The following is a 24,723-nucleotide window of genomic DNA, read 5'->3' as shown; positions in this document are numbered from 1 at the left end:
GGTCACCGGTTGCCGTCCTCGGATGTCGGGGTCGGGGTCGGTAGGGCCGGGCCGGGCTGGCCGGCGAGGCCGCTGCGGTGCCGGGCCACCTCGACCCGGCCGGCGGCCCGGCGTAGCCCGGCACCGGCCTCCGCGCCGGGCCGGGCCGTTTCGGTCCGGGCCAGGTAGCGGGCCGCCTCCTCGTCGAGCAGCGTGCGGACCCGGTCCAGCAGGTCGGCGCGGGCCTTGGCAGCGAGGGTACGCACCGCCTGGTCGCCGAAGATCGCCTGGAGCACGGCCTGCGCGGCGACGGTGGTGCCCGCCCCGGTGGCCACCTCCAGGCCGGTCGGGATGAAGGCGGTGGAGGCGAAGACGGCGATCATCACGGCCAGGCCGGTGGCGTTGACCGCGTACGCGGCCGTCCGGGCCACGAACCGTCGATCGCCGCCCTCGTCCTTGACCAACTCCAGTACCGCGCGTTGCCAGTCCCGGACCAGCCGCTCGGCCCGCTCGGGCAGGTCGGTCGAGGCGTGCGCCAGCGGCGGGTCGAGCAGCGCGGCCCCGGCCGGGTGCGCCCTCCAGGCGGTGTACGAGTTCTCCGCCGCCTCGGAGGCGACCCCGCGCAGCAGGGTGACCAGCTGCGACTCGATGGCATTGCGCAGTTCGGCGGCGGGGGTGGCGGGTCGACCGGTGACCGCGGCGACGAACCGGTCGCGCAACCGGCCGATCCGGGCCTCCAGCGTCCGGAAGAACTCCCCGGTGCCGACGAACTCCTGCCAGCGGGCGAGCACCTCGCCGCGGAGCAGTCGGCCGTCCTTCAACCCCTCCGCCACGGTGCGGTGGGCACCCTGGTAGGCGGCCCGGACCCGGTCGTCCAGCGCGTCGGCGGCGGCCACCTGCTCGTCGGCGGCGTCCGCGAGCACCTCCACGGTCGGGTGCAGCGAGGCGAGCGCGCCGTCCAGGGTCTGCCGGACCACGGCGGCCCGAGCCTCGGCGTCGGCGGCGAGCCGGGCGAACCAGGTGCTCAGCGGCGCGGTGACCCGGTCGGGCAGCAGGCCCTGACCATCGACCCAGGTCTCCGGCAGGACGAACAGCGGTGCGGCGCCGAGTTGCTGGGCGGCGAGCATCTCGGACAGGTGGGCGGCGATCTCGTCGGCGGCCTCGGGCGGCACCCGGTCGAGCACCATGGCGATCGCGGCGCCCCGGGAGCGGGCGGTGCGCAGCAGCTCCCACGGGACGGCGTCGGCGTACCGGGCGGCGGTGGTGACGAAGAGCCAGAGATCGGCGGCGGCGAGCAGTTGGCCGGCGAGGGCCCGGTTGGCCTCGACCACCGAGTCGATGTCGGGGGCGTCGAGGAAGGCCAGTCCGGGCGGGAGCGCGGGCGCGGTGACCAGGTGCAGGGTCCTGGGATCTTCACTGGGCTCGTTGGTGCGGGTCAGGCCGGGGAGCAGCTCACCCTGGCGGAACCAGGCGGAGTCGGCCGGGTTGCAGACCAGCACCGGGGAACGGGTGGTGGGCCGGAGCACGCCGGCAGCGCTCACCCGGGCCTGGACCAGGCTGTTGACCAGGGTCGACTTGCCTGCGCCGGTGGAGCCGCCGACGACCACGAGCAGCGGGGCGTCGAGTCGGGCCAGCCGGGGCAGCAGGTAGTCGTCGAGCTGGTCGGCCAGGGCCTGGCCGGTGTGTCGGGCGGGTTCGGCCGAGGGCAGCGCCAGCGGGAACCGGGCCGCGCCGATCGCGGCCCGCAGGCCGGTGAGGGCGGCGGACAGACCGTCTCCGGTGGGGCCGGGCGGTGTCTCGTCGGTCTCCGACGGCCCGGTGCGGGCGGCGACGGTGGGCGCGCCGGACCGGGTGGCGGGATCGCCGTGCGTCGTCACCGCTAAAGCGTGCCCGACCGATGCAACAGAGACAACCGGAGGGTAGTAACGGTCAGGTTGCGTCGGGTCGGCTCAACTCGACTTGCGCTTTGGCGATCGCGTGGCACTATTGAGTCAAGTTCACTCAACTTGTGGTGCGGTCGCTGCGGGCGGCCCCCCGGGCAGGTCCTCTGACCTGCCCACCCGTAACGAAGCGAGGAAGCGAAGATGGCACGTGCGGTCGGTATCGACCTCGGCACGACGAACTCCTGCGTCAGCGTTCTCGAGGGCGGTGAGCCCACCGTCATCGCCAACGCTGAGGGCTCGCGGACGACCCCGTCGATCGTCGCGTTCGCCCGTAACGGCGAGGTGCTCGTCGGTGAGGTCGCCAAGCGCCAGGCGGTGACCAACCCGGACCGGACCATCCGCTCGGTCAAGCGGGAGATCGGCACCAACTGGACCGTCGACATCGACGGCAAGAAGTACACCCCGCAGGAGATCTCGGCGCGCACGCTGATGAAGCTCAAGCGGGACGCCGAGGCCTACCTGGGTGAACAGATCACCGACGCGGTGATCACCGTCCCCGCCTACTTCAACGACGGCCAGCGTCAGGCCACCAAGGAGGCCGGTGAGATCGCCGGCTTCAACGTGCTGCGGATCGTCAACGAGCCGACCGCGGCGGCCCTGGCGTACGGGCTGGACAAGGGCTCCAAGGAGCAGACCGTCCTGGTCTTCGACCTGGGCGGCGGCACCTTCGACGTGTCCCTGCTGGAGCTGGCCGAGGGCGTCGTCGAGGTCAAGTCGACCTCCGGTGACAACCAGCTCGGCGGCGACGACTGGGACCAGCGGGTCATCGACCACCTGGTGAAGACCTTCCGGGGCGAGCACGGCATCGACCTGGCGCAGGACAAGATGGCCCTGCAGCGGCTCCGCGAGGCGGCCGAGAAGGCCAAGATCGAGCTGTCGGCGGCCACCACCACCAACATCAACCTGCCGTACATCACCGCCGGGGCGGCCGGTCCGCTGCACCTGGACGTGACGCTCAGCCGTGCCGAGTTCCAGCGGATGACGCAGGACCTGTTGGACCGCTGCAAGGGCCCGTTCGAGCAGGCCGTGAAGGACGCCGGCATCAAGGTCGCCGACGTCGACCACGTGATCCTGGTCGGCGGCTCCACCCGGATGCCGGCCGTGACCGACCTGGTCAAGCAGCTCACCGGCCGTGACCCGAACAAGGGCGTCAACCCGGACGAGGTCGTCGCCGTCGGCGCAGCCCTCCAGGCCGGCGTGCTCAAGGGCGAGGTCAAGGACGTCCTGCTGCTCGACGTGACCCCGCTGAGCCTGGGCATCGAGACCAAGGGTGGCATCTTCACCAAGCTCATCGAGCGCAACACGACCATCCCGACCAAGCGCTCCGAGGTCTTCACCACGGCCGACGACAACCAGCCGTCGGTGCTGATCCAGGTGTTCCAGGGCGAGCGGGAGATCGCGGCGTACAACAAGAAGCTCGGCACCTTCGAGCTGACCGGCCTCCCGCCGGCCCCGCGCGGGGTGCCGCAGATCGAGGTCACCTTCGACATCGACGCCAACGGCATCGTCAACGTGCACGCCAAGGACCTGGGCACCGGCAAGGAACAGAAGATGACGATCACCGGCGGCTCCTCGCTGCCGAAGGACGACATCGAGCGGATGCGCCGCGACGCCGAGGAGCACGCCGACGACGACAAGCGTCGCCGGGAGGAGGCCGAGACCCGCAACGTGGCCGAGGCGCTCCAGTGGCAGACCGAAAAGTTCCTCGCCGAGAGCGGCGACAAGCTGCCGACGGAGAACCGGGAGCAGCTCAACGAGGCCCTCGGCGAGCTGCGTGGCGCGCTCGGCGGCCAGGACATCGAGAAGATCAAGGCGGCCCACGAGCGGCTCGCCCAGGTCTCCCAGCAGGCCGGTTCGCTGCTCTACTCGCAGCAGGCCGAGCAGGGGGAGCAGCCGGGCGCGACCGGGCCGGGTCCGGATGCAGGTGCCGGTGCCGGTGCGGCCGGTGGCCCGAAGGCCGGCGGCGCCGACGACGTGGTCGACGCGGAGATCGTGGACGAGGACAAGAAGTGACGGTCCGCACCGGACACGAACTCACGGCACAGGGATCGAGGTAGTCGCATGACGGAGAAGCCGCGAGCCGACGACCCGGGCGCCTCCGGGTCGACGCCGGGTGGCTCCGCACCCGCCGAGCCGGTCACCGGCGACGGGCCGCGGGTCGTCATCCGGGACAACCGCAAGGTCGGCAGGACCGAGGAGGCGCCCGCCGCCGCCGACGCCGGGGCGGACGTCCCGGCCGAGGGGCTGGTCGAGGAGGCCGAGGTGGTGGTCGACGAGATCGAGGTCGAGGCGACCACGCTCGACGACCCGGCACCGACCGGTCCACCGGTGGTGGACGCCCCCGCACAGCCGGTCGACGGCAGCGCGACGGGCTCCCCGCTCGGGGCCGAGTTGGAAGCCCTCCGGGCCGAGCTGGACGAGCGGACCCGGGACCTGCAACGGGTGTCGGCGGAGTACGCCAACTACCGCAAGCGGGTGGACCGGGACCGGGGCGTGGTCCAGGAGCAGGCGACCGGCTCGGTGCTCGCCGCGCTGTTGCCCATCCTGGACGACCTGGACCGGGCCCGGGAACACGGTGACCTGGTCGGGCCGTTCGGCACGGTGGCCGAGCAGCTCACCACGGCGCTGGGCAAGTTCGGCCTGACGCCCTTCGGCGAACAGGGGGACCCGTTCGACCCGACCCGGCACGAGGCGGTTGCGCACCGGACCTCACCGGACGTCGACGAGCCCACCTGCGTGCAGGTGATGCGCCGGGGCTACCTGCTCGGCGAGCGGCTGCTGCGGCCGGCCATGGTCGCGGTCGCCGACCCGGAATAGTGCCCGGTCGCGGTCGCCGACCGGAATAGTGCACGGCGATCCGGTCGCCCCGCCCGCCGCACCCGGCGGGCGGGGCGACCGGGCCACATCTCACGGAAGGGGGTGGACCGGTGAGTTCCAAGGACTGGATCGAGAAGGACTTCTACGCCATGTTGGGCGTGGAGAAGTCCGCCTCCTCGGACGAGATCAAGAAGTCGTACCGGAAACTGGCCCGGGAGTCACACCCGGACCACAACCCCGGTGACCCGAAAGCCGAGGAGCGGTTCAAGGCCGTCTCCGAGGCGTACGCGGTGCTCGGCGACGAGGCCAAGCGCCACGAGTACGACGAGATGCGCGCCCTGTTCGGCTCGGGCGCGTTCCGCCGGGGCACCCGCGGCCCGGGTCAGCCCGGCGGTACCCCGTTCGACGTCTCCGACCTGTTCGGCGGCGGTGGCGGAGGGGACGCCCGGTTCGGTGGTGGCGGCTTCACCGACCTGTTCAGCTCGATCTTCTCCGGTGGCTCCGGTGGTGCCGGTCCGGCGCGGGCGCGTGGTCCGGCCCGGGGTCGGGACGTGGAGACCCAGGTCGCCCTCGACTTCGGTGACGCGGTCCGCGGCGTCACCCTGCCGTTGACACTGCGTGCGCCCGGAGTATGCGACACCTGTCACGGCAACGGCGCGAAGCCGGGCACCCAGCCGACCACCTGCCCGATCTGCCACGGTGCCGGGGTGACCACCCGCGACCAGGGGTCGTTCAGCTTCTCCGAGCCGTGCCGCAACTGCCAGGGCGTCGGGACGGTGGTCGAGGAGAAGTGCCCCGAGTGCCACGGCACCGGCGGGGTCACCAAGACCCGCACGCTGAACGTCCGCTTTCCCGCCGGGGTGGCCGACGGCCAGCGGATCCGGCTGGCCGGGCGGGGCGAACCGGGCCAGCGCGGTGGTCCGGCGGGCGACCTGTTCGTGCAGGTCAAGGTCCGCCCGGACGACCTGTTCGGGCGTACGGGTGACGACCTGACGCTGGCCGTGCCGATCACCTTCGCCGAGGCGGTGCTCGGCACCGATCTACGGGTGCCCACGCTGGACGGCGCGGTGACGCTGCGCGTCCCGCCGGGTACGCCGTCCGGGCGGGTGCTGCGGGCCCGGGGCAAGGGTGTGGTGCGTCGGGACGGTCAGGCCGGCGACCTGCTGGTCACGCTGGACGTGGTGGTGCCGGCGACGGTGTCGGACGAGGCTCGCGCGGCGTTGGAGTCGTTCGCCGACTCGACGCCACCGGCGGCGCGGGAACATCTCGACGCACGGGTGCGTCGGGTCGGTTGACCGGTGGACGGGTGCGGAGGTGAGTGGGATGTCGGACGGGTTCCTCGGTTCGGGTGACCCTGCCTACGAGGCCAAGGTGCTGATGATCTCGGTCGCGGCACGGATGGCGGGAATGCACCCGCAGACGTTGCGCCAGTACGACCGGCTCGGCCTGGTGCAGGCCGGTCGGGCGGCCGGTGGTGGGCGTCGCTACAGCGTGCGGGACGTGGTCCTGCTACGCGAGGTGCAGCGGCTCAGCCAGGACGAGGGCGTCAACCTGGCCGGCGTCAAGCGGATCATCGGGCTGGAACGCCTGGTGGAGCAGGCCCAGCAGCGGGTGGCCCGGCTGGAGGCGGAACTGGACGCCGCGTACCGGCGGATCGCCGAGCTGGAGACGCTGGCCAGCGGCTTCTCCCGGGGCGACCTGGTGCCGACGAACCGCACCTCGACGGCGTTGGTCGTCTGGCGTCCCCGCCGTACTCCCGACCGCTGACCCTGCGCCCGGCCGCGGCCCGCTCGGGCCGAGATCGACGCCGAGGGCGACGCCGTGGAGCGTCAGCAGCGGTGTCCCCGTCACGGGGACACCGCTGCTGACGCATCACGCGTGGCTTGCGGCCCTGCCGGGCTGGTCAAGCCTCTCGGGGGTTTTCCGGCGGGGAGGGGGCCGCTCCCGCTAGCCTGTGAATCAGGCCCAACCAACTCAATCCGGGCTCCGATGGCGGGGGGAACCGTGGCGGAATCGGCGAAGAAGGTGGCCCGGCAGGCGGAGGAGCGGCTCGACAGGGTGGCCGAGAACGTCCGGGAGAAGTTCGACCGGGTCACCGAGAGCAAGTTCTCCGACACGGTGAAGAACGGCCGGTTCGCCGACCAGCGCGACCACGGGGTGGACCAGGAGCGGACCGAGGCGAAACAGCGGAACCAGGGCGGATCGGAACGCTGACGATCCGCCGACGTGCGGGCCGGGACCCACGGGGGGTCCCGGCCCGTTCGCCGTCTGGCCCGCACGCCGCTCGCCGTTCGGGTCCGGGCCGCGACGCGGTGACGCCGTTCGCGGTCCGGGCCTGGAGGTGGTGAGGCCGTGCGGCGGCCCGGCCCGTTCGCGGTCCGGGTCGGGACGCGGTAGTCGCCGGAGAGCTGCGACGGGAGGCACGGCCACCACGGGTGACCCGTCTTCTGCCGGTGCGGGGAAGGGTCAGCCGAGTCGGCGGTTCTCCCGGACCAGGCCGCCCTCGCACCAGTCGTGGTAGGTGAAGAGTTCCTGCCGGGCCAGCAGCACCCGACTGTTGTGCGCCCAGTTGCGCACCAGTTCGTCGCCGTCGCGCTCGGCCTGCTCCACCAGCTTGCGGAAGCGGCGCCTGGGGTGGGCCCGGAAGTTCGTCCGGATGCCGTCGGCCGCGTAGATGTAGAGGCAGTGCAGGGCGAACCGGCGGGCGGGACAGGCCGGGTCCAGCGCCAGCTCGAAGAGGGTGGGCATCAGGTGGTCGCCGGCCACCAACAGGTCCCAGTCCCGGGGCAGGTAACTCAACGGCACCGAATCGGGGTGGTACGCCCAGGCTCGCAGCTCCGCCGGTGACGGGTCGACGGGGTTGGCGAAGCCGCGGAACGTCGAACCCTGCGCGCTCACCGGCAACCTTCCGCTCACACCCGCGGGGTGCCTCCGGCCACCCGCAGGACCCTGGCTTGCTGGGGCGCAACGCTAGCCGCCGCTGCCCGCCCGACGGAAGACCCTGCAGGGAGCAATTCGGCAACAACCGCCCTGGCCAGGCCGACCGTACCACCGCCCTGGTCAGGCCGGCCCTACCACCGCCCTGACCAGGCCGATCATGCAACCGGCCTGGCCAGGGCGGTCTCAGTCGGTGGCGGGCACCGGCTGGGGCCGGCGGGCGGCGATCCGCCGACGTAGCCGCTGCTTGAACCAGGGCATGTCGGGCAGCCGGGCGAGCATCGGGCCGGTGATCACGGTGATCAGCACGTACGCCGTGGCGAGCGCGGCCAGCCGGGGTTCGACGGTGCCGGCGGCGACGGCCAGGCCGGCGATGACGATGGAGAACTCACCGCGCGGCATCAACGCGAAGCCGGCCCGCCAGCGGCCGGGCTCGGCGATCCCGGCCCGACGGGCAGCCAGGTAGCCGGTGAGCAGTTTCGTGCCCATGGTGACCACGGCCAGCGCGAACGCGGGCAGCAGTACCGGCGGCATGTCCCGGGGGTCGGTGACCAGGCCGAAGAAGACGAAGAAGACCGCGGCGAAGAGATCCCGTAGCGGGGAGAGCAGTTCGGTGGCGTGGTGCGCCACCGGCCCGGACAGGGCGATGCCGACCAGGAACGCCCCGACGGCGGCGGAGACCTGGAGCTTGGCGGCCACACCCGCGACCAGCAGGGTCAGGCCGAGCACCCCGAGCAGCAACGCCTCCGGGTCCTTCGCCGACAGGGCGGCGGAGATCAGGTGGCCGTAGCGGATGGCGACGACCAGCACGATCACCACGGTGAGCACCGCGACGCCCAGCGCGATACCGCCCTTGACCAGACCGACGCCGGCCAGCAGCGCGGTGACCAGCGGCAGGTAGAGCGCCATCGCCAGGTCTTCGATGACGAGCACCGAGAGGATGACCGGGGTCTCCCGGTTACCCACCCGGCCGAGATCGCCGAGCACCTTGGCGATCACTCCGGAGGACGAGATCCAGGTGATGCCGCCGAGCACCACGGCGGCCACCCAGCCCCAGCCGAGCAGCAGCGCGAAGCCGAAGCCGGGCACCGCGTTGAGCACCGCGTCGATCAGGCCGGCCGGTGCCGCCGAGCGCAGGTTGCCGACCAGTTCGTTGGCGCTGTACTCCAGGCCGAGCATGACCAGTAGCAGGATGACGCCGATCTCCGCGCCGACGGCGAAGAACTCCTCGCTCGCGGCCAACGGCAGCAGACCGCCGTGGCCGAACGCGAGACCGGCGACCAGGTAGAGCGGGATGGGCGAGACGCCGAACCGGCGGCTGAGTCGGCCGAGCAGCCCGAGCAGCAGCAGGAGCGCGCCGACCTCGACGAGCAGGGTTTCGGTTTCGTGCATACGCCTCAGCCGTCCGGGTCACTGTCGGCGAGGATGGCGGTCACGCCGTCGAGACCCTGCCGGGTACCGACCACGACCACCACGTCACCGGCCGCGAAGCGGAAGGTGGGATCGGGCGAGACGTTGACCTCGCCCTGCCGGAGCACCGCCACGATGGAGGCGCTGGTGCGGGTACGCGCCTTGGTGTCACCGAGCCGCTTGTTGACGTACTTCGACCCGGCCGGGATGGCGATCTGCTCGGTGAGCAGCCCGGCCGCCTGCTCGCGCAGGCCGGAGAGCTGACCCAGCATCAGCGACGCGCCGAGGATGTCGGCGAGCGCCTCCGCCTCGTCGTCGGTCAGCGGGATGTCATGCTGGCAGGAATCGGGATCGTCCGGGTCGTACAGGACCAGGTCGCGGCGGCCATTGCGGTGGGAGACCACGCCGAGCCGGCGACCGGACTCCGTCATCAGATCATGACGGACACCGATTCCCGGTAGGGCGGTCTGTTCGACACGTACTCGCACGGACGTGAGGCTACTCCCTGCCCGAAAGACCGGCCCGCCGGACATCTGCGCTGCTGGCGAGCGTTCTACGGCCGGCACTGGCTGTGGTTGCCGGCTCGCCGGTCGGTGACCATGTGGAGCCGGGCGGCCCGCTCAGGGTCAGGCCTCAGCGGGTGCGGCGACGAAGACTCCGACCCCTTCCAGGGTTTCGGTCAGCCCGGTGGCGCGCAGGATCATCATGGCCTTGCCGACCACGGTGTCCGACACCCCGTATTCCCTGCACAACTGCGACCTGCTCGGCAACTTGGTGCCGGGCGGCCACTCTCCCGAATCGATCTTGTTCTTCAGCTCGTCTGCGAGCACCTGGTACTGCTGCTTGGGCATGCGTCACTCCCCGGATGGCACGCCTATCTGATCACGCCCACACCTCCAACTTCAAGCAATCGTGGGTAGGTCGTTGACCTACAACCGGTACCGATTGTGGGTTCGTGGTGAACGCCCCCGGATGGCACTCGGGGCGCTCAGCCGGTCGGGGCGGGCATCCCCCGTGGCCCGTCCCGACCGCACCGCCGGCCCTGTCGTCGTACCGCCGAGGTGGGCTGCGACGGCAGGGCGGGCAGCCCGGCCGAGCCGGCAGCGCGGCCGGGCTGCCCTTCCAGCACCGCGACACCGAACTGTCCAGCAAAGGAGCGCCATGGGGTACGAGTCACCGCACCCTCCGCCGAACCTCGACCTTGGTCAACTCAGTTGGGGCGATATTGCGGAGTCCGAGCCGTCGCGACACCGCCATTGGGGCGATGTTGCTCCGGCTCGCCCGGGGCGGCGTGAGCCGGGGCGGGCGGGTGAGAAGGCGTGACCGGGCGGTACGTCGTACACCTGCCGGTGGTCGCCACCGACCTGGCGCGGGCCAAGGTGCTCGCCCGGACGGCGGACCGCTCGCTGGCCTTCCTCGCCCACGTCGACCCCGGCGAGACCACCGTTTCCGCCGAGGACGACCAGGGGGTACGGCACCGCGTCGTCTGTGACAACCGGCTGGAGACCGGTCGGCGGTGTGTGCTCCGGGTCGACCACGAGACCCCCTGCGCGTCCCGCCTCCCCCGCCAGCCACCGAACGCCGCCCGCCGGCACCGTTGACCCCACCCCGTCCCGCCGAAGAGTGTGACCCACGCCACGTTGGCAGAGTTGAGCGGAATAGGCTCAACTCTGGTGGTGTCTCTTACTAGTGGACACGCCGATCCCGGGGGAGCCCATGAACACGGAACGACTCACCACCAAGAGCCGCGAAACCATCACCGGTGCCGTCGCGCTGGCCAACCAGCGTGGTCACGCCACCGTGGAATCCTGGCACCTGCTGCTGGCCCTGCTCGACACCGACGGCTCCACCGCCGCCGGCCTGCTGCGCGCAGTCGGTGCCGACCCCGCCGAGCTGCGCCGGGTCGCCCAGCGCGCGGTCGACGCGTTGCCCGCCGCACGTGGTTCCAGTATCGCCGAGCCCACCCTGGCCCGGGAGTTCGTCAACGCCATCGGGGCGGCCGAACAGATCGCCCGGCCGCTCGGCGACGAGTACACCTCCACCGAACACCTGCTCGCCGGCCTGGCCCGGGTGGGTGGCGCGGTGTCGAACGCGCTGAAGTCCGCCGGGGCCACCGAGGAGAACCTGGTCGCCGCGTTCCCGACCGTGCGGGGCGGGGACCGCCGGGTCACCACCGCCGACCCGGAGCAGACCTACCAGGCACTGACCAAGTACGGCGTCGACCTGACCGCCAGCGCGCGGGACGGCAAGATCGACCCGGTGATCGGGCGGGACTCCGAGATCCGCCGGGTGATCCAGGTGCTCTCCCGGCGTACCAAGAACAACCCGGTGCTGATCGGCGAGCCCGGCGTCGGCAAGACGGCGATCGTCGAGGGCCTGGCCCAGCGGATCGTGGCCGGCGACGTGCCGGAGTCGCTGCGGGACAAGAAGCTGGTCTCGCTCGACCTCGGCGCGATGGTCGCCGGGGCGCAGTACCGGGGCCAGTTCGAGGAGCGGCTCAAGTCCGTCCTGGAGGAGATCAAGAACTCGAACGGCCAGGTCATCACCTTCCTCGACGAGCTGCACACCGTGGTCGGCGCGGGCAAGGGCGAGGGCTCGATGGACGCCGGCAACATGCTCAAGCCGATGCTGGCGCGCGGTGAGCTGCGGATGGTCGGCGCGACCACCCTCGACGAGTACCGCGAGCACATCGAGAAGGATCCGGCGCTGGAGCGCCGCTTCCAGCCGGTGCTGGTCGGCGAGCCGACCATCGAGGACACCATCGGCATCCTGCGCGGCCTCAAGGAGCGCTACGAGGTGCACCACGGCGTACGGATCACCGACGCCGCGCTGGTCGCCGCCGCGTCGCTGTCGGACCGCTACATCACCGACCGGTTCCTCCCCGACAAGGCGATCGACCTGGTCGACGAGTCCGCGTCCCGGCTCCGGATGGAGATCGACTCCCGGCCGGTCGAGGTGGACGAGATCGAGCGGGCCGTCCGCCGGCTGGAGATCGAGGAGATGGCGCTGGCCAAGGAGCCCGACGCCGCCTCCGCCGAGCGCCTGGACCGGCTGCGCAAGGAGCTGGCCGACAAGCGTGAGCAGCTCACCGCCCTGTCCGAGCGCTGGCAGACCGAGAAGAGCCACATCACCAAGCTCTCCACCGCCAAGGAGGAGCTGGAACGCCTGGGCGGCGAGGCCGAGCGGGCCGAGCGCGACGGCGAGCTGGAACGCGCCGCCGAGCTGCGCTACGGCCGCATCCCGGCGCTGAAGGCCGACCTGGCGAAGGCCGAGGAGGAGCTGGCCCAGCTCCAGGCCGACGGCGCGATGCTCAAGGAGGAGGTCGGCGCGGACGACATCGCCGCCGTGGTCGCCTCCTGGACCGGCATCCCCGCCGGCCGGCTACTGGAGGGCGAGACCGCCAAGCTGCTGCGGATGGAGGAGTCGCTGGGCAGCCGGGTGGTCGGTCAGGCCGAGGCCGTCGGGGCCGTCTCCGACGCGGTACGCCGGGCACGGGCGGGCGTCGCCGACCCGGACCGCCCCACCGGCAGCTTCCTCTTCCTCGGCCCGACCGGCGTCGGCAAGACCGAGCTGGCCAAGGCGCTCGCCGAGTTCCTCTTCGACGACGAGCGGGCCATGGTCCGCATCGACATGAGCGAGTACGGCGAGAAGCACTCCGTCGCCCGCCTGGTCGGTGCCCCGCCCGGCTACGTCGGCTACGAGGAGGGCGGCCAGCTCACCGAGGCGGTGCGCCGCCGGCCGTACTCGGTGATCCTGCTCGACGAGGTGGAGAAGGCCCACCCGGACGTCTTCGACATCCTGCTCCAGGTGCTCGACGACGGTCGGCTGACCGACGGTCAGGGCCGCACCGTGGACTTCCGCAACGCGATCCTGATCCTCACCTCGAACCTCGGGTCGTCGGTGATCAGCGACCTGACGCTCGCCGAGGAGCAGCGCCGCGAGGGGGTGCTCGCGGTGGTCCGCTCGCACTTCAAGCCGGAGTTCCTCAACCGCCTCGACGACATCGTGGTCTTCGCCGCGCTGCGCGGGGACGACCTGCGGTCCATCGTCGACATCCAGCTCGGCCGGCTGCGGAAGCGGCTCGCCGACCGTCGGCTGGCGCTGGACGTCACCGACGCCGCCCGGACCTGGCTCGCCGAGCACGGGTACGACCCGATCTACGGTGCCCGCCCGTTGCGCCGCCTGGTCCAGTCGGCGATCGGTGACCAGCTCGCCAAGGCCCTGCTGGGCGGCGTGATCCGGGACGGCGACACGGTGCAGGTCGACCTGTCCGACGGCAAGGACGGGCTGACCGTCACCGCCGGCTGATCCACCGCGCCCCGGGCCGGTCCCGCCTCCCGGCGGGGTCGGCCCGGCCCGTCTCCACGCGCAGGTCGGTACCGGGGTTCGGCCGGTGCAATGACCTGATGATCCAACCGGGTGGGCGGTGGCGGGACGGAGAAAGGATGGAGGCATGTTCGGGATGAGGAAGCAGAGCGGGGATCCGGAGTTGGACGCCGCCGTGCGGGAACTCGCCGGTGCGGACACCGTCGCCTTCGGCGGGGTGGGGTTCGCCGGCACGCTGCTGCCGGTGACCGAGGCGTACCGGCGGGTCGAGGAGGCGTTCGCGGCGCGTCCCGAGCAGGCCCGCGAGCAGGTCGACTGGCTGCTACGGCACGGCTCGCCGGCCGGGCGGGCGTACGCGGCGACGCTGCTGGAGCGGGTCGACCCGGCGGCGGCCCGGGACGCCTGGACGGCGCTGCGCGACGACGACGGCGAGTTCACCACCTTCAGCGGCTGCGTGATGGGCCCCGCCACCCTGCGCGGGTACGCCGACGACCGGTTGTCCGCCCGCTGAACCGGGCCATCGGTCGGACGCACCGGGCCGACGGCCGACCCGCCGCAAGGTCACGTCCGCCCGCCGACTTCGCCACTTCCCGGACGAACTGCCCGCCGAACCCCGGGGGGCACTCTCGGTGACTGATCGATCACTCAACAGTGGTTGAGTTTCCCCAGGTGCGCGAGGTGCGCGGGGTTGTTACCGTCTCCGCCGACGCACTTGGGGAGGTGGTCGGGGTGAACGGTTCCGTGGCGTACGTGGTGACGGCCCTGGGATGTCTGATCGGGGTCGCCGGGATCGTGGTGGCGGTGGTGGCCCTGCGTCGGAGCCGCAAGCCGGCCCGGTCGACGACAGCCAAGGACCCGTTCCGGGACACCGACGCCGACGCCCTGCGCGGTGACCCCCGCAAACTCAAGCCCGGCGACATCGTCGAGATCCGCCAGGTGTCGTACGCGGTCCGTGGCTCGGTGCACCTGGTCGAGGGCGGTTGGAGCTGGGCCGAGCACCTGCTGGACACCGTCGAGGGAGACAAGCGCTGGCTCTCCGTCGAGGAGGACCCCGACCTCGAGTTGGTGCTCTGGACGGCCGAGCCGGCCGCGACGATCACCCCGGGCGCACCCACCCTCGACTTCGCCGGCCGCCGCTACTCGTGGGAGGAGTCCGGCCAGGCCCGCTACTCGGCCACCGGCAGCACCGGCCTCGACCCGCACGGCACGGTCCGCTACCACGACTACCGCGGCCAGGGCGACGAGCGGCTCTCCTTCGAGGCGTACGGGGAAGCCGGCTGGGAGGTGGGCCGGGGCGAGCGGCTGCACCGCGCCGACGTGATGGTGTACCCGCAGGCCGGGCCGGAGGTGAGCTGATCGTGCTGATCGGCCTGGACACCCCGTACGTCGACACCTGCGCCGCCGACCTGAGTCTGGCGCTCGGTGGCCCGGAACTGCCCGCGCTGCACGTCCGTGACCTGACGCTGCCCGGCGGCATCCGGCTCCGGCTGCGCCTGCTCGGTGCCTCCCACCAGGTCGTCCTCACCACCTCCGACGACAGCGCCCCCGCCAGCGGGGCGATCACCGGCGACAGCGCCGGTCCGGCCAGTGGGGCCGTCACCGACGGCAGCGCCGGGATCACCGGTGGGGATGCGCTCATCGAGACGGTCGCCTGTCTACCCGGTCGGCCGCCGCACCTGCCCGGCAGCCTGCACGACGAGGCGGGCGGCTACCGGTTCACCGCTGCCGTGCTGCGCCCGGTCGGCGGCGAGCTGCACGACCGGATCGCCACGCTCCGCGCCGAACTGGCCGATGACCCGTACGCCCTGGTCGGGGTCTTTCCCGGGGATCCGGACGCGGTCACCGCACTGGCGGTGCGCCCTGATCTGCCGGACGGGTCGATCGGCTGGCGCACCTGGCACGCGTACCCCCAGACCAACGAACTGGTCCTGACCGAGACGGTGGTGGCACTGGTGAGCGTGAGGAGTGAGCCGGGTTTGCGAGCCCCGCAGTCGCGAACGGAGGCAACGCTGGTGAGCGTGAGGAGTGAGCCGGGTTTGCGAGCCCCGCAGTCGCGAACGGAGGCAACGCTGTGACGTACCGACGCTGGATCGTGGCGGGGGTGGCCCTGGCGGTCATCGGCGCGCTGGTCGCCGCCTTCGCGATCTTCTACGGCAACTTCTCGCCCCGCGGTTACATCGAGGACCGCTACACCCGGGCGGCGAGCCGGGACATCGGGCGGGACGCCGTCGCGTACACCTCGAACCGGACCCCGAGCCAGGTCGCGCAGGACATCACCGGCGCCTGGAAGCCGGCCGACCAGTACGTCGACGGCAGCGGCGTCTACCTGCGCTATGACGACGACTCGCTGGTGATCCTGCCGATCGCCGCCGGCTCGGTGATCCTGCTGGAGCGGATGCGGACCGCGTACCCGCGTTACCACTCGACGGTGGGCAGCCACTGGGGCTGGGGGCGGGGCAGCACGGTACGCGGTGGCGGCCCCGGCACCGGCAAGTAGCCCGTACCAACCCCGACCGAACGAACCCTGGAGCCCGCTGTGCAGAACCTGGTCACCGATCTGCTGGTCACCCTCGCCTACGGGGTGGTCGGCGTCGCCCTGATGGCCGTCGGCTACGTGCTGGTCGACGTGGCCACCCCGGGCAAGCTCCACGAGCAGATCTGGATCGAACGCAACCGCAACGCGGCGCTGCTGCTCGCCTCGAACCTGGCCGGCGTCGGCACCATCGTGGTCGCCGCGATCGCCGCCAGCGAGGACGACTTCGTGCTCGGCCTGGTCGGTGCCGGCGCGTACGGGATCGTCGGGCTGGTGATCATGGCGTTGGCGTTCGTGCTGCTCGACGCGTTGACCCCGGGCAAGCTGGGCGAGCTGCTGGTCGACCCGCAGCCACACCCGGCGGTCTGGGTGTCGGCGGTGGTGCACCTCGCCACCGGCGCGATCATCGCCGCCGCCATCAGCTGATGACCACGGCGAGGCAGCCGGCCCGGCAGACCACGGCGAAGCAGCCGGCGAAGGCGAAGCAGAGCGCGGTCGTCTGGGTGGGGTCGATTTCCCTCGGCCTGGTGCTGTGCTGTGTGGGAAGCAGCATCTTCAATCAGGACTCCGGCGGCACGACCGTCCCCGCGCCAGCGGCCGACGAGCGCGCCGACACCGTGCCGATTCTCGCCCAGGCCACCGCCAGCCAGGGCATCTGCTACGGCTGGCGGCTGGAGGAGTCGTACGACTCGGCGGTCAGCGTCGGCTCGAACCTCGGTGACGGGGTGCCGGTGGGCGAGGACGCCCGCTGCCCGCGTTGGGTGGAGGTCCGGGCCCGGATCAACTACACCTCGGAGAGCAGCGAGAGCGAAGACTCGGCGTACGTCAGCGTGGCCGGCTCGCCCGACCTCGCCGCCGCCGACCTGGCCTCGGTGCAGGCCGGGCTGACCCGGTTCGGCCTGGAAGACGACGTGTTCATCGACGACCCGGGCTGGGCGGTCTGCCGGGCCGCCGTGGCGTTGCCGCTGCTGGTCGCCGAGGCCGGTGTCGCCCCGCCCGCCGCCACCCCGCCCGCCGATCCCGACGCGACGGCGGCTCCGCTGCCGGACGCCGGGAGCGACTTCTGGCGGGACCGCTGGGGCACACTGCTCGCCACCGCCGGTCTGCTGCTGGCCGCCGCGCTGCTGCTCACCGTCGGGTTCGTGCAGCGTGGCCGGCAGCGCGCGGCGGCCTCCGCCGGACGTACCCGGGGCAAGCCGTGACCGCCGAGACGTCGGTGCCGGTCGACGGCGGCCCGACCGCCCGGCCCCGCTGGCGGCTGGCCCGCGCGGCGGTGCTGGTCGCGGTCTTCGTCTGCGCCGCCTGCGGCCTGGTGTACGAACTGGCCCTGGTCGCGCTCGGCAGCTACCTGATCGGTGACACGGTCGGGCAGGCGTCGATCGTGCTCGGCGTGATGGTCTTCGCGATGGGGATCGGCGCGCTGGTCGCCAAGCCGTTGCAGCCCCGGGCCGCTGCCGCGTTCGCGGTGATCGAGCTGACCCTCGCCCTGCTCGGCGGCCTGTCGGTGCTCGGCCTCTACGCCGCCTTCGCCTGGCTCGACCTGTACGGCCCGGCGCTGGTCGGCACCGCGTTCGTGCTCGGGCTGCTGATCGGCGCGGAGATCCCGCTGCTGATGGTGATGCTGCAACGCATCCGTGAGCAGGCCGCCGGCAGTGCGGTCGCCGACCTGTTCGCCGCCGACTACGTCGGCGCGCTGCTCGGCGGGCTCGCCTTCCCGTTCCTGCTGATCCCGGTCTTCGGCCAGCTCAAGGGTGCCCTGGTGGTCGGCGCGGTGAACGCGGTCGCCGGCCTCGCCCTGGTCTGCACGGTGTTCCGCGCCGACCTCAGCCGCCGGGCCCGGCTCGTCCTGGGCGCCGGCTCCGTCGTCGTCGCCCTCTGCCTGGGGTACGCCTGGGTGACCGCCGCCGACTTCGAGGTGACCACCCGGCAGCAGCTCTACCGGGATCCGGTGGTGCACGCCGAACGCTCCCGCTACCAGGAGATCGTGCTGACCCGGTCGGTGCGCGAGGTCGGCCATCCCGACACCGACCTGCGGTTGTTCCTCAACGGGGACCTCCAGTTCAGCTCGATCGACGAGTACCGCTACCACGAGGCGCTTGTGCATCCGGCGATGCGCGGCCCGCGCGGTGAGGTGCTGGTCCTCGGGGCCGGCGACGGCCTCGCCGTGCGGGAGATCCTGCGCTATCCGGACGTCCGCCGGGTGACAGTGGTCGACCTCGACCCGGCGGTGGTGGCGCTGGCCCGCTCCGAGCCGCAGCTGCGCGCCCTCAACGGCGGCTCGCTCGACGACCCCCGGGTGCGGGTGCTGAACACCGACGCGTTCGGGTGGCTGCGTACCGCCACCGAACGCTTCGACGTGGTCGTCGCCGACCTGCCCGACCCCGACGAGACGGCCACCGCCAAGCTCTACACCGTCGAGTTCTACGCGCTGATCCGCTCGGTGCTGGCCGAGGAGGGCCGGTTGGTGGTGCAGTCCGGGTCGCCGTACTTCGCGCCCCGGTCGTACTGGTCGATCGAGGCGTCGGTACGCGAGGCCGGCTTCTCCACCGTGCCGTACCACGTGGACGTGCCGTCGTTCGGTGACTGGGGATTCGTGCTCGCCGCGCCGGGCGGCACCCCGCCGGTGCTGGAACTACCGGCCGACGCGCCCCGGCTGCGGTTCCTCGACCCGGCGGTGCTGCGGGCGGCGGCGGCCTTCCCCGCCGACCGGGGCCGCCTGGACGTGCCCGCCTCCACCCTGTTGCGGCCCAGGGTGCTCGACTACGCCCGGAGTGAGTGGCGCGGCTATTAGCGTCGGACAGGTGTCACCGTCGTCCCGCCGCCGGCTGCCACCGCGTGCGGTGGACGCTGCGGCGTACCTCCAGGCGTTCGTCCTCTCCGGGGTGGCGACGGTGCTGGTAACCCGGGCCTTCCTCCGGGCGACCGGTTACCCGCAGCTCGGCGGCGGCGGTCTGCACATCGCCCATGTGCTCTGGGGCGGCCTGCTGATGACCGTCGGACTGGGCGTCGCGCTGGTCTTCCTCGGCGGGACCGCCCGGATGGCCGGCGCGGTGCTCGCCGGGATCGGCTTCGGGCTCTTCATCGACGAGGTCGGCAAGTTCGTCACCGCCGGCACCGACTACTTCTACCGACCGGCCGCCGGGATCATCTACGCCGTCTTCGCCCTGCTGGTGGTCATCACCCAGGCGCTGCGCGACCGGCTGCGACTGACCCCGGGCGAACGGGTGGCGAACGCGTTGGACGTGATCGTCGGCGGCGTCGGCCAGGGGCTCACCGACCGGCGGCGGGTGGCCACCCTGCGGATGGTCCGGGGCGCCGGCCCGGAGGTCGAGTCGGCGGTGTCCGAGCTGCTCGACGTGGTGCCCCGCCGGGAACCCCCACCACAGCGCTTCTGGCAGCCCTGGGTGGCCCGGCTGCGGGCCGCGCTGGTCCGGCTGACCGCCCGGCGGTGGGTGATCTCCCTGGTGGTGGTCTACCTGGTCGTCGAGCCGGTGGCGACGGTGGTGGGGGTGGTGACCGAGGGGGTGACCGGTGAGCTGGACCAGGCCGGGGAGTGGGGCGCGGTGCTCGGGGTGTCCGCCTCGGCGCTGGTCGCCGCCGTGCTGAGCATTCGTGCGGCGTTCCTGCTCCGGCCCGACCGGCTGGCCGCGTTTCGCCTGTTCAAGCTGGCCCTCCTGGTCGATCTGCTGTTCGGGCAGATCTTCAACTTCACGGTCAACCAGTTCGACGCGGTGACCGCGCTCGCGGTGGATCTGCTCCTGCTCGCCGTGGTGACCGCCGAACACCGCCGGCTGGTCCGGGAGTCCTGACCCGGCCGCCGCCGGCCCGTAGGCGGGTCCGTACGGGGTGATTCGGCAGGTCCACGGCAGGGTAGGGCTCTGTCGCACCCGGTGTGACGGGACCGTGGACGTTACCGTGGTTGCGGTATCTAGGAAGGAGAATCATGGTCGATTCCCACAGCACGCCCGCCCGGACCCGTCCGGGCCTCGTGACACTCTCCAGCTATCTGGTGATGCTCTTCGCGGCGCTCCAGTTGATCAGTCTGATCCTGACCCTCTCGATCAGCGGCAAGCTCCGGCAGGCGTTCGAGGACGCGTTCCGGGGGACCGCGAGCGAGGTCGAAGGGCTCGGCACCGCCCTGGTGGTCTTCACCGTCGGCGCGTCCGTAGTCCTGTTGCTGATCGCGCTCGCCCTCGTGGTCCTGGCGGTGTTCAACAACCGGGGCAAGAACGGCAGCCGGATCGCCACCTGGGTGGTCGGCGGCATCATGGTCTGCTGCGTCGGCGGTGGGCTGGTCAACGGCGCCGCAGGTTTCAGCGGCTCCACCGGGTCCACCTCCGGGGACGCGCCGAGCGCCGAGGAGTTGGAGCGCAGCATGAACGCCGTGTTGCCCTCCTGGTACAACCCGACCAGCACCCTGCTCGGTGTGCTCAGCCTGCTCGCCCTGCTGGCGGCGCTGATCCTGCTCGCCCTGCCGCAGTCCAACGAGTTCTTCCGCAAGCCCAAGACGGGCTGGGAGCCGCCGGTTCCCGGTGCCGCCTACCCGCCCGCCCCGGGTTACCCGGGTACCCCCGGCTACCCGAGCGCGCCTGGCTACCCGCAGCCCGGTGGCCCGGGTCAGCCCGGTGTTCCCGGCCAGTCGTCGGCTCCGGGTCAGTCCGGCTACCCGTCGGCGGCCGGTCCGGCGTCCACCCCGGGCGCTCCGGACCAGCCGCAGCCGTCCGACGGCTCGTCCTGGCAGCCGCCGGCCACCCCGCCGTCGGGTGGGGAACCGGACCGGCCCGCCGGAGGCGGCAGCGGACCGGACGACCCGCAGCGCCCCGCCGGCAGCTGACGGGCGCGTAACAGCGACACCGACGATTCCCTCCGAGTAGGTTGCACACCGACGCCTACCGGAGGGAATCGTCGTGTCGTACCCGGATCAGGTGCCGGCCCGCCGGCCGGTGACCGTCACCACGGCGGCGGCGCTGCTCGGGCTGATGGCGCTCGCCGCCGGGGCGTACGCCGTGGCCACCCTGCTCGCCCTGGGCGGCACGGTCGACCGGTTCCGGGCCGCCGCCACCGGCACCGCCGCCAACCCGGGCGACGTCGACGGCGTGGTCCGGCTGCTGCGGCTCACCACGATCGGCGCGGCGATGGTGACGGTGCTGGTGGGGTTGCTGCTGGTCGGCCTCGCCGGCGGGCTGCTCGCCCGGCGTCGGGCGGCCAGGATCGGCGTCTGGGCGGTCTGCGGGCTGGGTCTGCTCGCCGGCGGGTGCGCACTGGTCGCGCTGGTCGGCCAGCGGGCCAGACCGTTGCGGTTGGGCACCGGTGACCAGGGCGTGGCCGACCTGTTCGGCACGCTCGGCGACGCCTACCCGTCCTGGTGGATCCCGGTGAACGCGGGGGTTTCGGCGGCCCAGGCGCTCGGCTACCTTGTGGTGGCCGTGCTGCTGGCCCTGCCGTCGGCGAACACCTGGTTCGGTGCGCGCCGGTCGGTGCCGCCCGCTCCCGCGTTTCCCCACGGTGCCGTCCCGCCCGCGCTCGACCTGCCCCACGGTGCCGTCCCGCCCGCGCTCGACCTGCCGCACGGTGCCGTCCCGCCGGTGCCGCCGCCCCGCTGAGGAGCAGCCGTGACCGCCGACCGACCGGCTCCGGGCCGCCGCGCGTTGATCACCGGTGCCACCGCCGGGATCGGGGCGGCGTTCGCCCGGCAGCTCGCCGCCGAAGGCTGGGACCTGATCCTGGTGGCCCGGGACGCCACCCGGCTCGACACGACCGCCGCCGAGTTGACCGGTCGGTACGGCAACCGGGTGGAGGTCATCCCGGCCGATCTGTCCACCGACGACGGTTGTGCCCGGGTGGAACGGCGACTCGCCACGGGCGATCCGGTGCACCTGTTGGTCAACAATGCCGGGCTCAGCCTCAGCCGGCCGTTTCTGCGATCCAGCGTCGCCGACGAGACTCAATTGCTCCGGTTGAATGTCCATGCGGTGCTGCGACTGACTCTCGCGGCGCTCGGGCCAATGGTCGAACGGGGCGATGGGGCAGTGATAAATGTCTCTTCGGTTGCCGGGTTCGGCCCGGTGATGCCGGGCTCCACCTATCCGGCCAGCAAGGCGTGGGTCACCAGTTTCAGCGAGTCGATCGGGCAGTCGGCACGCGCGTCGGGCGTGCACGTGATGGCGCTCTGCCCTGGCTACACCCGCACCGGCTACCACGAGCGCACCGGCATCGACATGTCCGGCATGCCTCGTTGGATCTGGCTGCAGGCCGACGATGTGGTCGCCGAAGCCCTTCGTGACCTGCGGAAAGGCAAATCGGTAAGCGTTCCTGACTGGAAGTACAAGCTGGCCGTGGCGAGCCTGCGGCACGTCCCGCGTCGACTGTTGCGCGGTGCCTTCCGGGACCGGCGGGGGCAGGTCGACCCCACTGGAAAGTGAGTGGTCGTCGGTGCTGTTCGGCGTGCCGGCGGCCCGGTATCGCACCAGAATTCTGCCGGTGTGGTCGCGCAGCGTAGCCGTCCATCGCCAGTCATCGGTCGCTCGCGTGGCTGACCCGGGTGGGCCGCACACACGACGCCCAGACTTGCGCAGTACCCTCTATCGCCATGGGGGACCACGACGACCTGCGTAAATTCATCACTGACCTGGCTGTGGTCCATGGCCGGGTCGTGCTCTCCTCGGGGCGGGAGGCGGAGTGGTACGTCGATCTGCGTCGCGTGACTCTCCATCACCGGGCGGCTCCCCTGGTCGGTCGGGTGATGCGCGAGTTGACCGCCGACTGGAATTACGACGCGGTGGGTGGACTGACCCTGGGTGCCGATCCGATCGGCATCTCGATGTTGCACGCCGCTGCGGAGACCGATCGACCCCTGGACGCCTTTGTGGTCCGCAAGGCCGGCAAGGCGCATGGTCTCCAACGGCGGATCGAGGGTCCTGAGGTGGCCGGCCGGCGGGTACTGGCGGTGGAGGACACCTCGACGACGGGCGGCAGTGTGTTGACGGCCGTCGAAGCTCTACGCGAGGCCGGGGCGGAGGTCGTGGGCGTGGCGGTTATTGTTGATCGAGGCGCCAGCGACGTGGTACGAGCCGCCGGACTGCCGTATCGGGCGGCCTATACGTTGGCTGACCTCGGCCTTGTGGCGTAAAAATTTGCCGATTCGGATCTGCTGATATGCAGGCGGATCGATGCTGTTGGTGGAAGGATGGAATACGTGGGAACTGCGTTGGCTGAAATGACCATGCCTCAGATCTCGCCGCTTGCCGGCGAGCCGATCGAACGCGCCGATGCCGAGCGGCTGGCGGGGGTCCTCAAGGCCCTCGCCGACCCCGCCCGGTTGCGGCTGCTCAGCCTGATCCAGTCGGCGCCCGAGGGCGAAGCGTGCGTGTGTGACCTCACCGCGCCGCTCGGCCTCTCGCAGCCGACGGTCAGCCACCACCTCCGCATCCTCACCGAGGCCGGCTTGCTGGAGCGGGAGAAGCGTGGTGTGTGGGCCTACTACCGGCTGGTGCCGTCGGCGATCGCCACGATCGCCGACCTCCTCACGCCGCCGCGCAAGCGGGCCACCAAGAAGGCCCGCTGACTGCACCCGTCGTCCCGGCCAGGGGCGACGTCCGATGGCGTACCAGGGGTGGCGTCATCGGATGGTGACGGCTGTCCGTCACCGGTCAGTTTGCTGATCCACCACCGTGCCCGCGGTGGCGTACGTGCACGCAACGGCCGGCTCTCTCCCCGAGGGCCGGCCGTTCGTCGTCCGCCGGTCAGCGGCCCTGACCGTGCTCCGGATACCGCCCACCGTCCTGCGGGGGCTGCTGCTGTCCGTAGGTCTGCGGCGGGAACTGCTGGTCGCGGCCGTAGGGCCGGTCGGGCTGCTGGCCGCCGTAGGGCTGCTGCTGCGCCCCGCCGTACGGCTGCTGGCCGGCGTGGGGCTGCCCGGACTGCGCCCCGTACGGCTGCGGTGGCTGGTCGTGGTGGTGCTCGACGGCGTCCCGGACGGCGTCCACCGCGCCCACCGCGCTCGCGGCGGCGATGACGGCGACGGCCTCACCGCGCCGGCGCGCCTTGCGGTCCCGGAGGAACTCGAAGAAGATCGGCAGCACCGAGATCAGGATGATCAGCGCGACCACCGGCAGGATGTACCTGTCGATCTTGTCGCCGATGGCGCTGTAGATCTGGTCGGCGAGCAGGTAACCGATCAGCAGGATGCCGTCCACCCAGAGGATCGCGCCGACGACGTTCCAGAGGAAGAACTGCTTCGCGGGCATGCCGAGCACACCCGCCACCGGGTTGAGGAACGTCCGCACGATCGGGATGAACCGCGCCAGCACCACGGCCTTGGCCGGGCCGAACTTCTGGAAGTAGAACTCCGCCTTCTCCACGTACTCCTTCTTGAAGAGCCGGGAGTTGGGGCGGTCGAACATCCGCCGGCCGTACCGGGCGCCGAGCCAGTGCCCGAGCTGTGCGCCGGCGATCGCGCAGAGCGGCCCGCCGACCAGCAGCCCGGCCAGGGAGAGCCGGGTGCCGCTGCCGAAGATCGCGTCGGCCACCGGCGAGGCGGCGACCCCGGCCAGGAAGAGCAGTGAGTCGCCGGGGAAGAAGAAGCCCACCAGCAGGCCGGTCTCGGCGAAGAGGATCACCCACACGCCGATCAGACCGAAGGTCTGGAGCAGATCCTTGGGGTCGAGCGGATTCAGCGCGACCGTCTCGGCGACCACCCGCGTCTTCTCACCTGTGTCCACGGCCACACACCATACCGAGCCCGTGAACCGCCGGTCGCGGCACGCGCCCTTTCCGTCC

At 72.0% G+C, this 24,723-nt stretch carries 25 protein-coding genes and 2 pseudogenes; 20 read left to right on the top strand and 7 right to left on the bottom strand.

The genetic code is table 11. The features are described from left to right. Positions 1–2: 2 nt before the first annotated feature. On the bottom strand, positions 3–1,856 hold the full coding sequence (locus ACIG87_RS22290; RefSeq protein ID WP_396852855.1) for an ABC transporter: 1,854 nt from the start codon (positions 1,854–1,856) through the stop codon (positions 3–5). 207 nt (positions 1,857–2,063) lie between these two features. Between ACIG87_RS22290 and dnaK the strand changes: the two genes are divergently transcribed. The 5 genes from dnaK (at position 2,064) to ACIG87_RS22265 (ending at position 6,953) form a co-directional block, all read left to right on the top strand. Continuing rightward, positions 2,064–3,935: a molecular chaperone DnaK gene (dnaK, locus tag ACIG87_RS22285; protein ID WP_396852853.1), complete on the top strand. Its 1,872-nt coding sequence runs from the start codon at positions 2,064–2,066 to the stop codon at positions 3,933–3,935. 48 nt (positions 3,936–3,983) lie between these two features. Next, complete coding sequence (gene grpE / locus ACIG87_RS22280) at positions 3,984–4,739, top strand: nucleotide exchange factor GrpE (RefSeq protein WP_396852851.1); 756 nt, start codon at positions 3,984–3,986, stop codon at positions 4,737–4,739. A 110-nt stretch (positions 4,740–4,849) separates the two neighbouring features. Further along, entirely contained in the window at positions 4,850–6,034 is a 1,185-nt protein-coding gene (dnaJ, locus tag ACIG87_RS22275; RefSeq protein ID WP_396852849.1) for a molecular chaperone DnaJ, read from the top strand. Positions 6,035–6,062: 28 nt separating this feature from the next. After that, entirely contained in the window at positions 6,063–6,506 is a 444-nt protein-coding gene (locus ACIG87_RS22270) for a heat shock protein transcriptional repressor HspR (RefSeq protein ID WP_396852847.1), read from the top strand. A gap of 222 nt (positions 6,507–6,728) precedes the next feature. After that, on the top strand, positions 6,729–6,953 hold the full coding sequence (locus tag ACIG87_RS22265) for a hypothetical protein (protein WP_396852846.1): 225 nt from the start codon (positions 6,729–6,731) through the stop codon (positions 6,951–6,953). A 252-nt stretch (positions 6,954–7,205) separates the two neighbouring features. Here the strand turns inward: ACIG87_RS22265 and ACIG87_RS22260 are convergent, their stop codons facing one another. From ACIG87_RS22260 to ACIG87_RS22240, 5 genes are all read right to left on the bottom strand, one after another. Further along, on the bottom strand, positions 7,206–7,637 hold the full coding sequence (locus ACIG87_RS22260) for a hypothetical protein (RefSeq protein ID WP_396852844.1): 432 nt from the start codon (positions 7,635–7,637) through the stop codon (positions 7,206–7,208). 225 nt (positions 7,638–7,862) lie between these two features. Next, entirely contained in the window at positions 7,863–9,068 is a 1,206-nt protein-coding gene (locus tag ACIG87_RS22255; protein WP_396852842.1) for a cation:proton antiporter, read from the bottom strand. A gap of 5 nt (positions 9,069–9,073) precedes the next feature. Beyond that, entirely contained in the window at positions 9,074–9,574 is a 501-nt protein-coding gene (locus ACIG87_RS22250) for a cation:proton antiporter regulatory subunit (protein WP_088641912.1), read from the bottom strand. 138 nt (positions 9,575–9,712) lie between these two features. Then, positions 9,713–9,937: a winged helix-turn-helix domain-containing protein gene (locus ACIG87_RS22245; RefSeq protein ID WP_204958480.1), complete on the bottom strand. Its 225-nt coding sequence runs from the start codon at positions 9,935–9,937 to the stop codon at positions 9,713–9,715. A gap of 137 nt (positions 9,938–10,074) precedes the next feature. Then, positions 10,075–10,263 carry a hypothetical protein gene (locus ACIG87_RS22240; RefSeq protein WP_396852840.1) on the bottom strand — a complete coding sequence of 63 codons (189 nt, stop codon included), beginning with the start codon at positions 10,261–10,263 and terminating at the stop codon, positions 10,075–10,077. A 142-nt stretch (positions 10,264–10,405) separates the two neighbouring features. Here ACIG87_RS22240 and ACIG87_RS22235 point away from each other — a divergent pair, with 142 nt between their 5' ends. The 15 genes and pseudogenes from ACIG87_RS22235 (at position 10,406) to ACIG87_RS22165 (ending at position 23,509) form a co-directional block, all read left to right on the top strand. Next, positions 10,406–10,687 (top strand): hypothetical protein, encoded by a 282-nt coding sequence (locus ACIG87_RS22235; RefSeq protein ID WP_396852838.1) that lies wholly within the window; start codon positions 10,406–10,408, stop codon positions 10,685–10,687. Positions 10,688–10,802: 115 nt separating this feature from the next. Next, positions 10,803–13,394 (top strand): ATP-dependent chaperone ClpB, encoded by a 2,592-nt coding sequence (clpB, locus tag ACIG87_RS22230; RefSeq protein WP_396852836.1) that lies wholly within the window; start codon positions 10,803–10,805, stop codon positions 13,392–13,394. 145 nt (positions 13,395–13,539) lie between these two features. Continuing rightward, positions 13,540–13,923 (top strand): hypothetical protein, encoded by a 384-nt coding sequence (locus ACIG87_RS22225; protein WP_396852835.1) that lies wholly within the window; start codon positions 13,540–13,542, stop codon positions 13,921–13,923. Between the two features lie 218 nt (positions 13,924–14,141). After that, positions 14,142–14,768 carry a DUF4178 domain-containing protein gene (locus ACIG87_RS22220; protein WP_396852834.1) on the top strand — a complete coding sequence of 209 codons (627 nt, stop codon included), beginning with the start codon at positions 14,142–14,144 and terminating at the stop codon, positions 14,766–14,768. Between the two features lie 2 nt (positions 14,769–14,770). Beyond that, positions 14,771–15,358: pseudogene (locus ACIG87_RS22215) on the top strand (DUF2617 family protein); the annotation flags it as partial. A 125-nt stretch (positions 15,359–15,483) separates the two neighbouring features. Continuing rightward, positions 15,484–15,909, top strand: coding sequence for a DUF4247 domain-containing protein (locus ACIG87_RS22210; RefSeq protein WP_396852832.1), 426 nt, complete (start codon positions 15,484–15,486; stop codon positions 15,907–15,909). A 39-nt stretch (positions 15,910–15,948) separates the two neighbouring features. Beyond that, positions 15,949–16,371 (top strand): DUF350 domain-containing protein, encoded by a 423-nt coding sequence (locus tag ACIG87_RS22205; protein WP_396852831.1) that lies wholly within the window; start codon positions 15,949–15,951, stop codon positions 16,369–16,371. Then, positions 16,371–17,147, top strand: coding sequence for a hypothetical protein (locus tag ACIG87_RS22200; protein WP_396852829.1), 777 nt, complete (start codon positions 16,371–16,373; stop codon positions 17,145–17,147). Before ACIG87_RS22205 ends, ACIG87_RS22200 begins: the two co-directional genes overlap by 1 nt. Continuing rightward, positions 17,144–18,736, top strand: coding sequence for a polyamine aminopropyltransferase (locus tag ACIG87_RS22195; protein WP_396852828.1), 1,593 nt, complete (start codon positions 17,144–17,146; stop codon positions 18,734–18,736). The genes ACIG87_RS22200 and ACIG87_RS22195 overlap by 4 nt, the downstream gene beginning before the upstream one ends. 34 nt (positions 18,737–18,770) lie before the next feature. Then, a complete protein-coding gene (locus tag ACIG87_RS22190) occupies positions 18,771–19,754 on the top strand; it encodes a hypothetical protein (protein WP_396852922.1) in 984 nt (327 codons plus the stop codon). 134 nt (positions 19,755–19,888) lie between these two features. Continuing rightward, complete coding sequence (locus ACIG87_RS22185) at positions 19,889–20,779, top strand: hypothetical protein (protein ID WP_396852826.1); 891 nt, start codon at positions 19,889–19,891, stop codon at positions 20,777–20,779. Positions 20,780–20,852: 73 nt separating this feature from the next. Continuing rightward, positions 20,853–21,548 carry a hypothetical protein gene (locus ACIG87_RS22180; protein ID WP_396852824.1) on the top strand — a complete coding sequence of 232 codons (696 nt, stop codon included), beginning with the start codon at positions 20,853–20,855 and terminating at the stop codon, positions 21,546–21,548. A gap of 9 nt (positions 21,549–21,557) precedes the next feature. Further along, complete coding sequence (locus tag ACIG87_RS22175) at positions 21,558–22,367, top strand: SDR family NAD(P)-dependent oxidoreductase (protein ID WP_396852822.1); 810 nt, start codon at positions 21,558–21,560, stop codon at positions 22,365–22,367. Between the two features lie 167 nt (positions 22,368–22,534). Continuing rightward, complete coding sequence (gene pyrE, locus ACIG87_RS22170) at positions 22,535–23,074, top strand: orotate phosphoribosyltransferase (protein WP_088641922.1); 540 nt, start codon at positions 22,535–22,537, stop codon at positions 23,072–23,074. A gap of 57 nt (positions 23,075–23,131) precedes the next feature. Then, positions 23,132–23,509, top strand: a complete 378-nt coding sequence (locus ACIG87_RS22165; RefSeq protein ID WP_007454255.1) for a helix-turn-helix transcriptional regulator — start codon at positions 23,132–23,134, stop codon at positions 23,507–23,509. 382 nt (positions 23,510–23,891) lie between these two features. Here the strand turns inward: ACIG87_RS22165 and ACIG87_RS22160 are convergent. Next, positions 23,892–24,671: pseudogene (locus ACIG87_RS22160) on the bottom strand (DedA family protein); the annotation flags it as partial. Between the last annotated feature and the right edge of the window lie 52 nt (positions 24,672–24,723).

This window comes from Micromonospora sp. NPDC051925 (assembly GCF_044548625.1).
GTDB lineage: Bacteria > Actinomycetota > Actinomycetes > Mycobacteriales > Micromonosporaceae > Micromonospora.
Note: the sequence above shows the minus strand (reverse complement) of the source record. Positions and strands in the feature narration are given on the sequence as shown.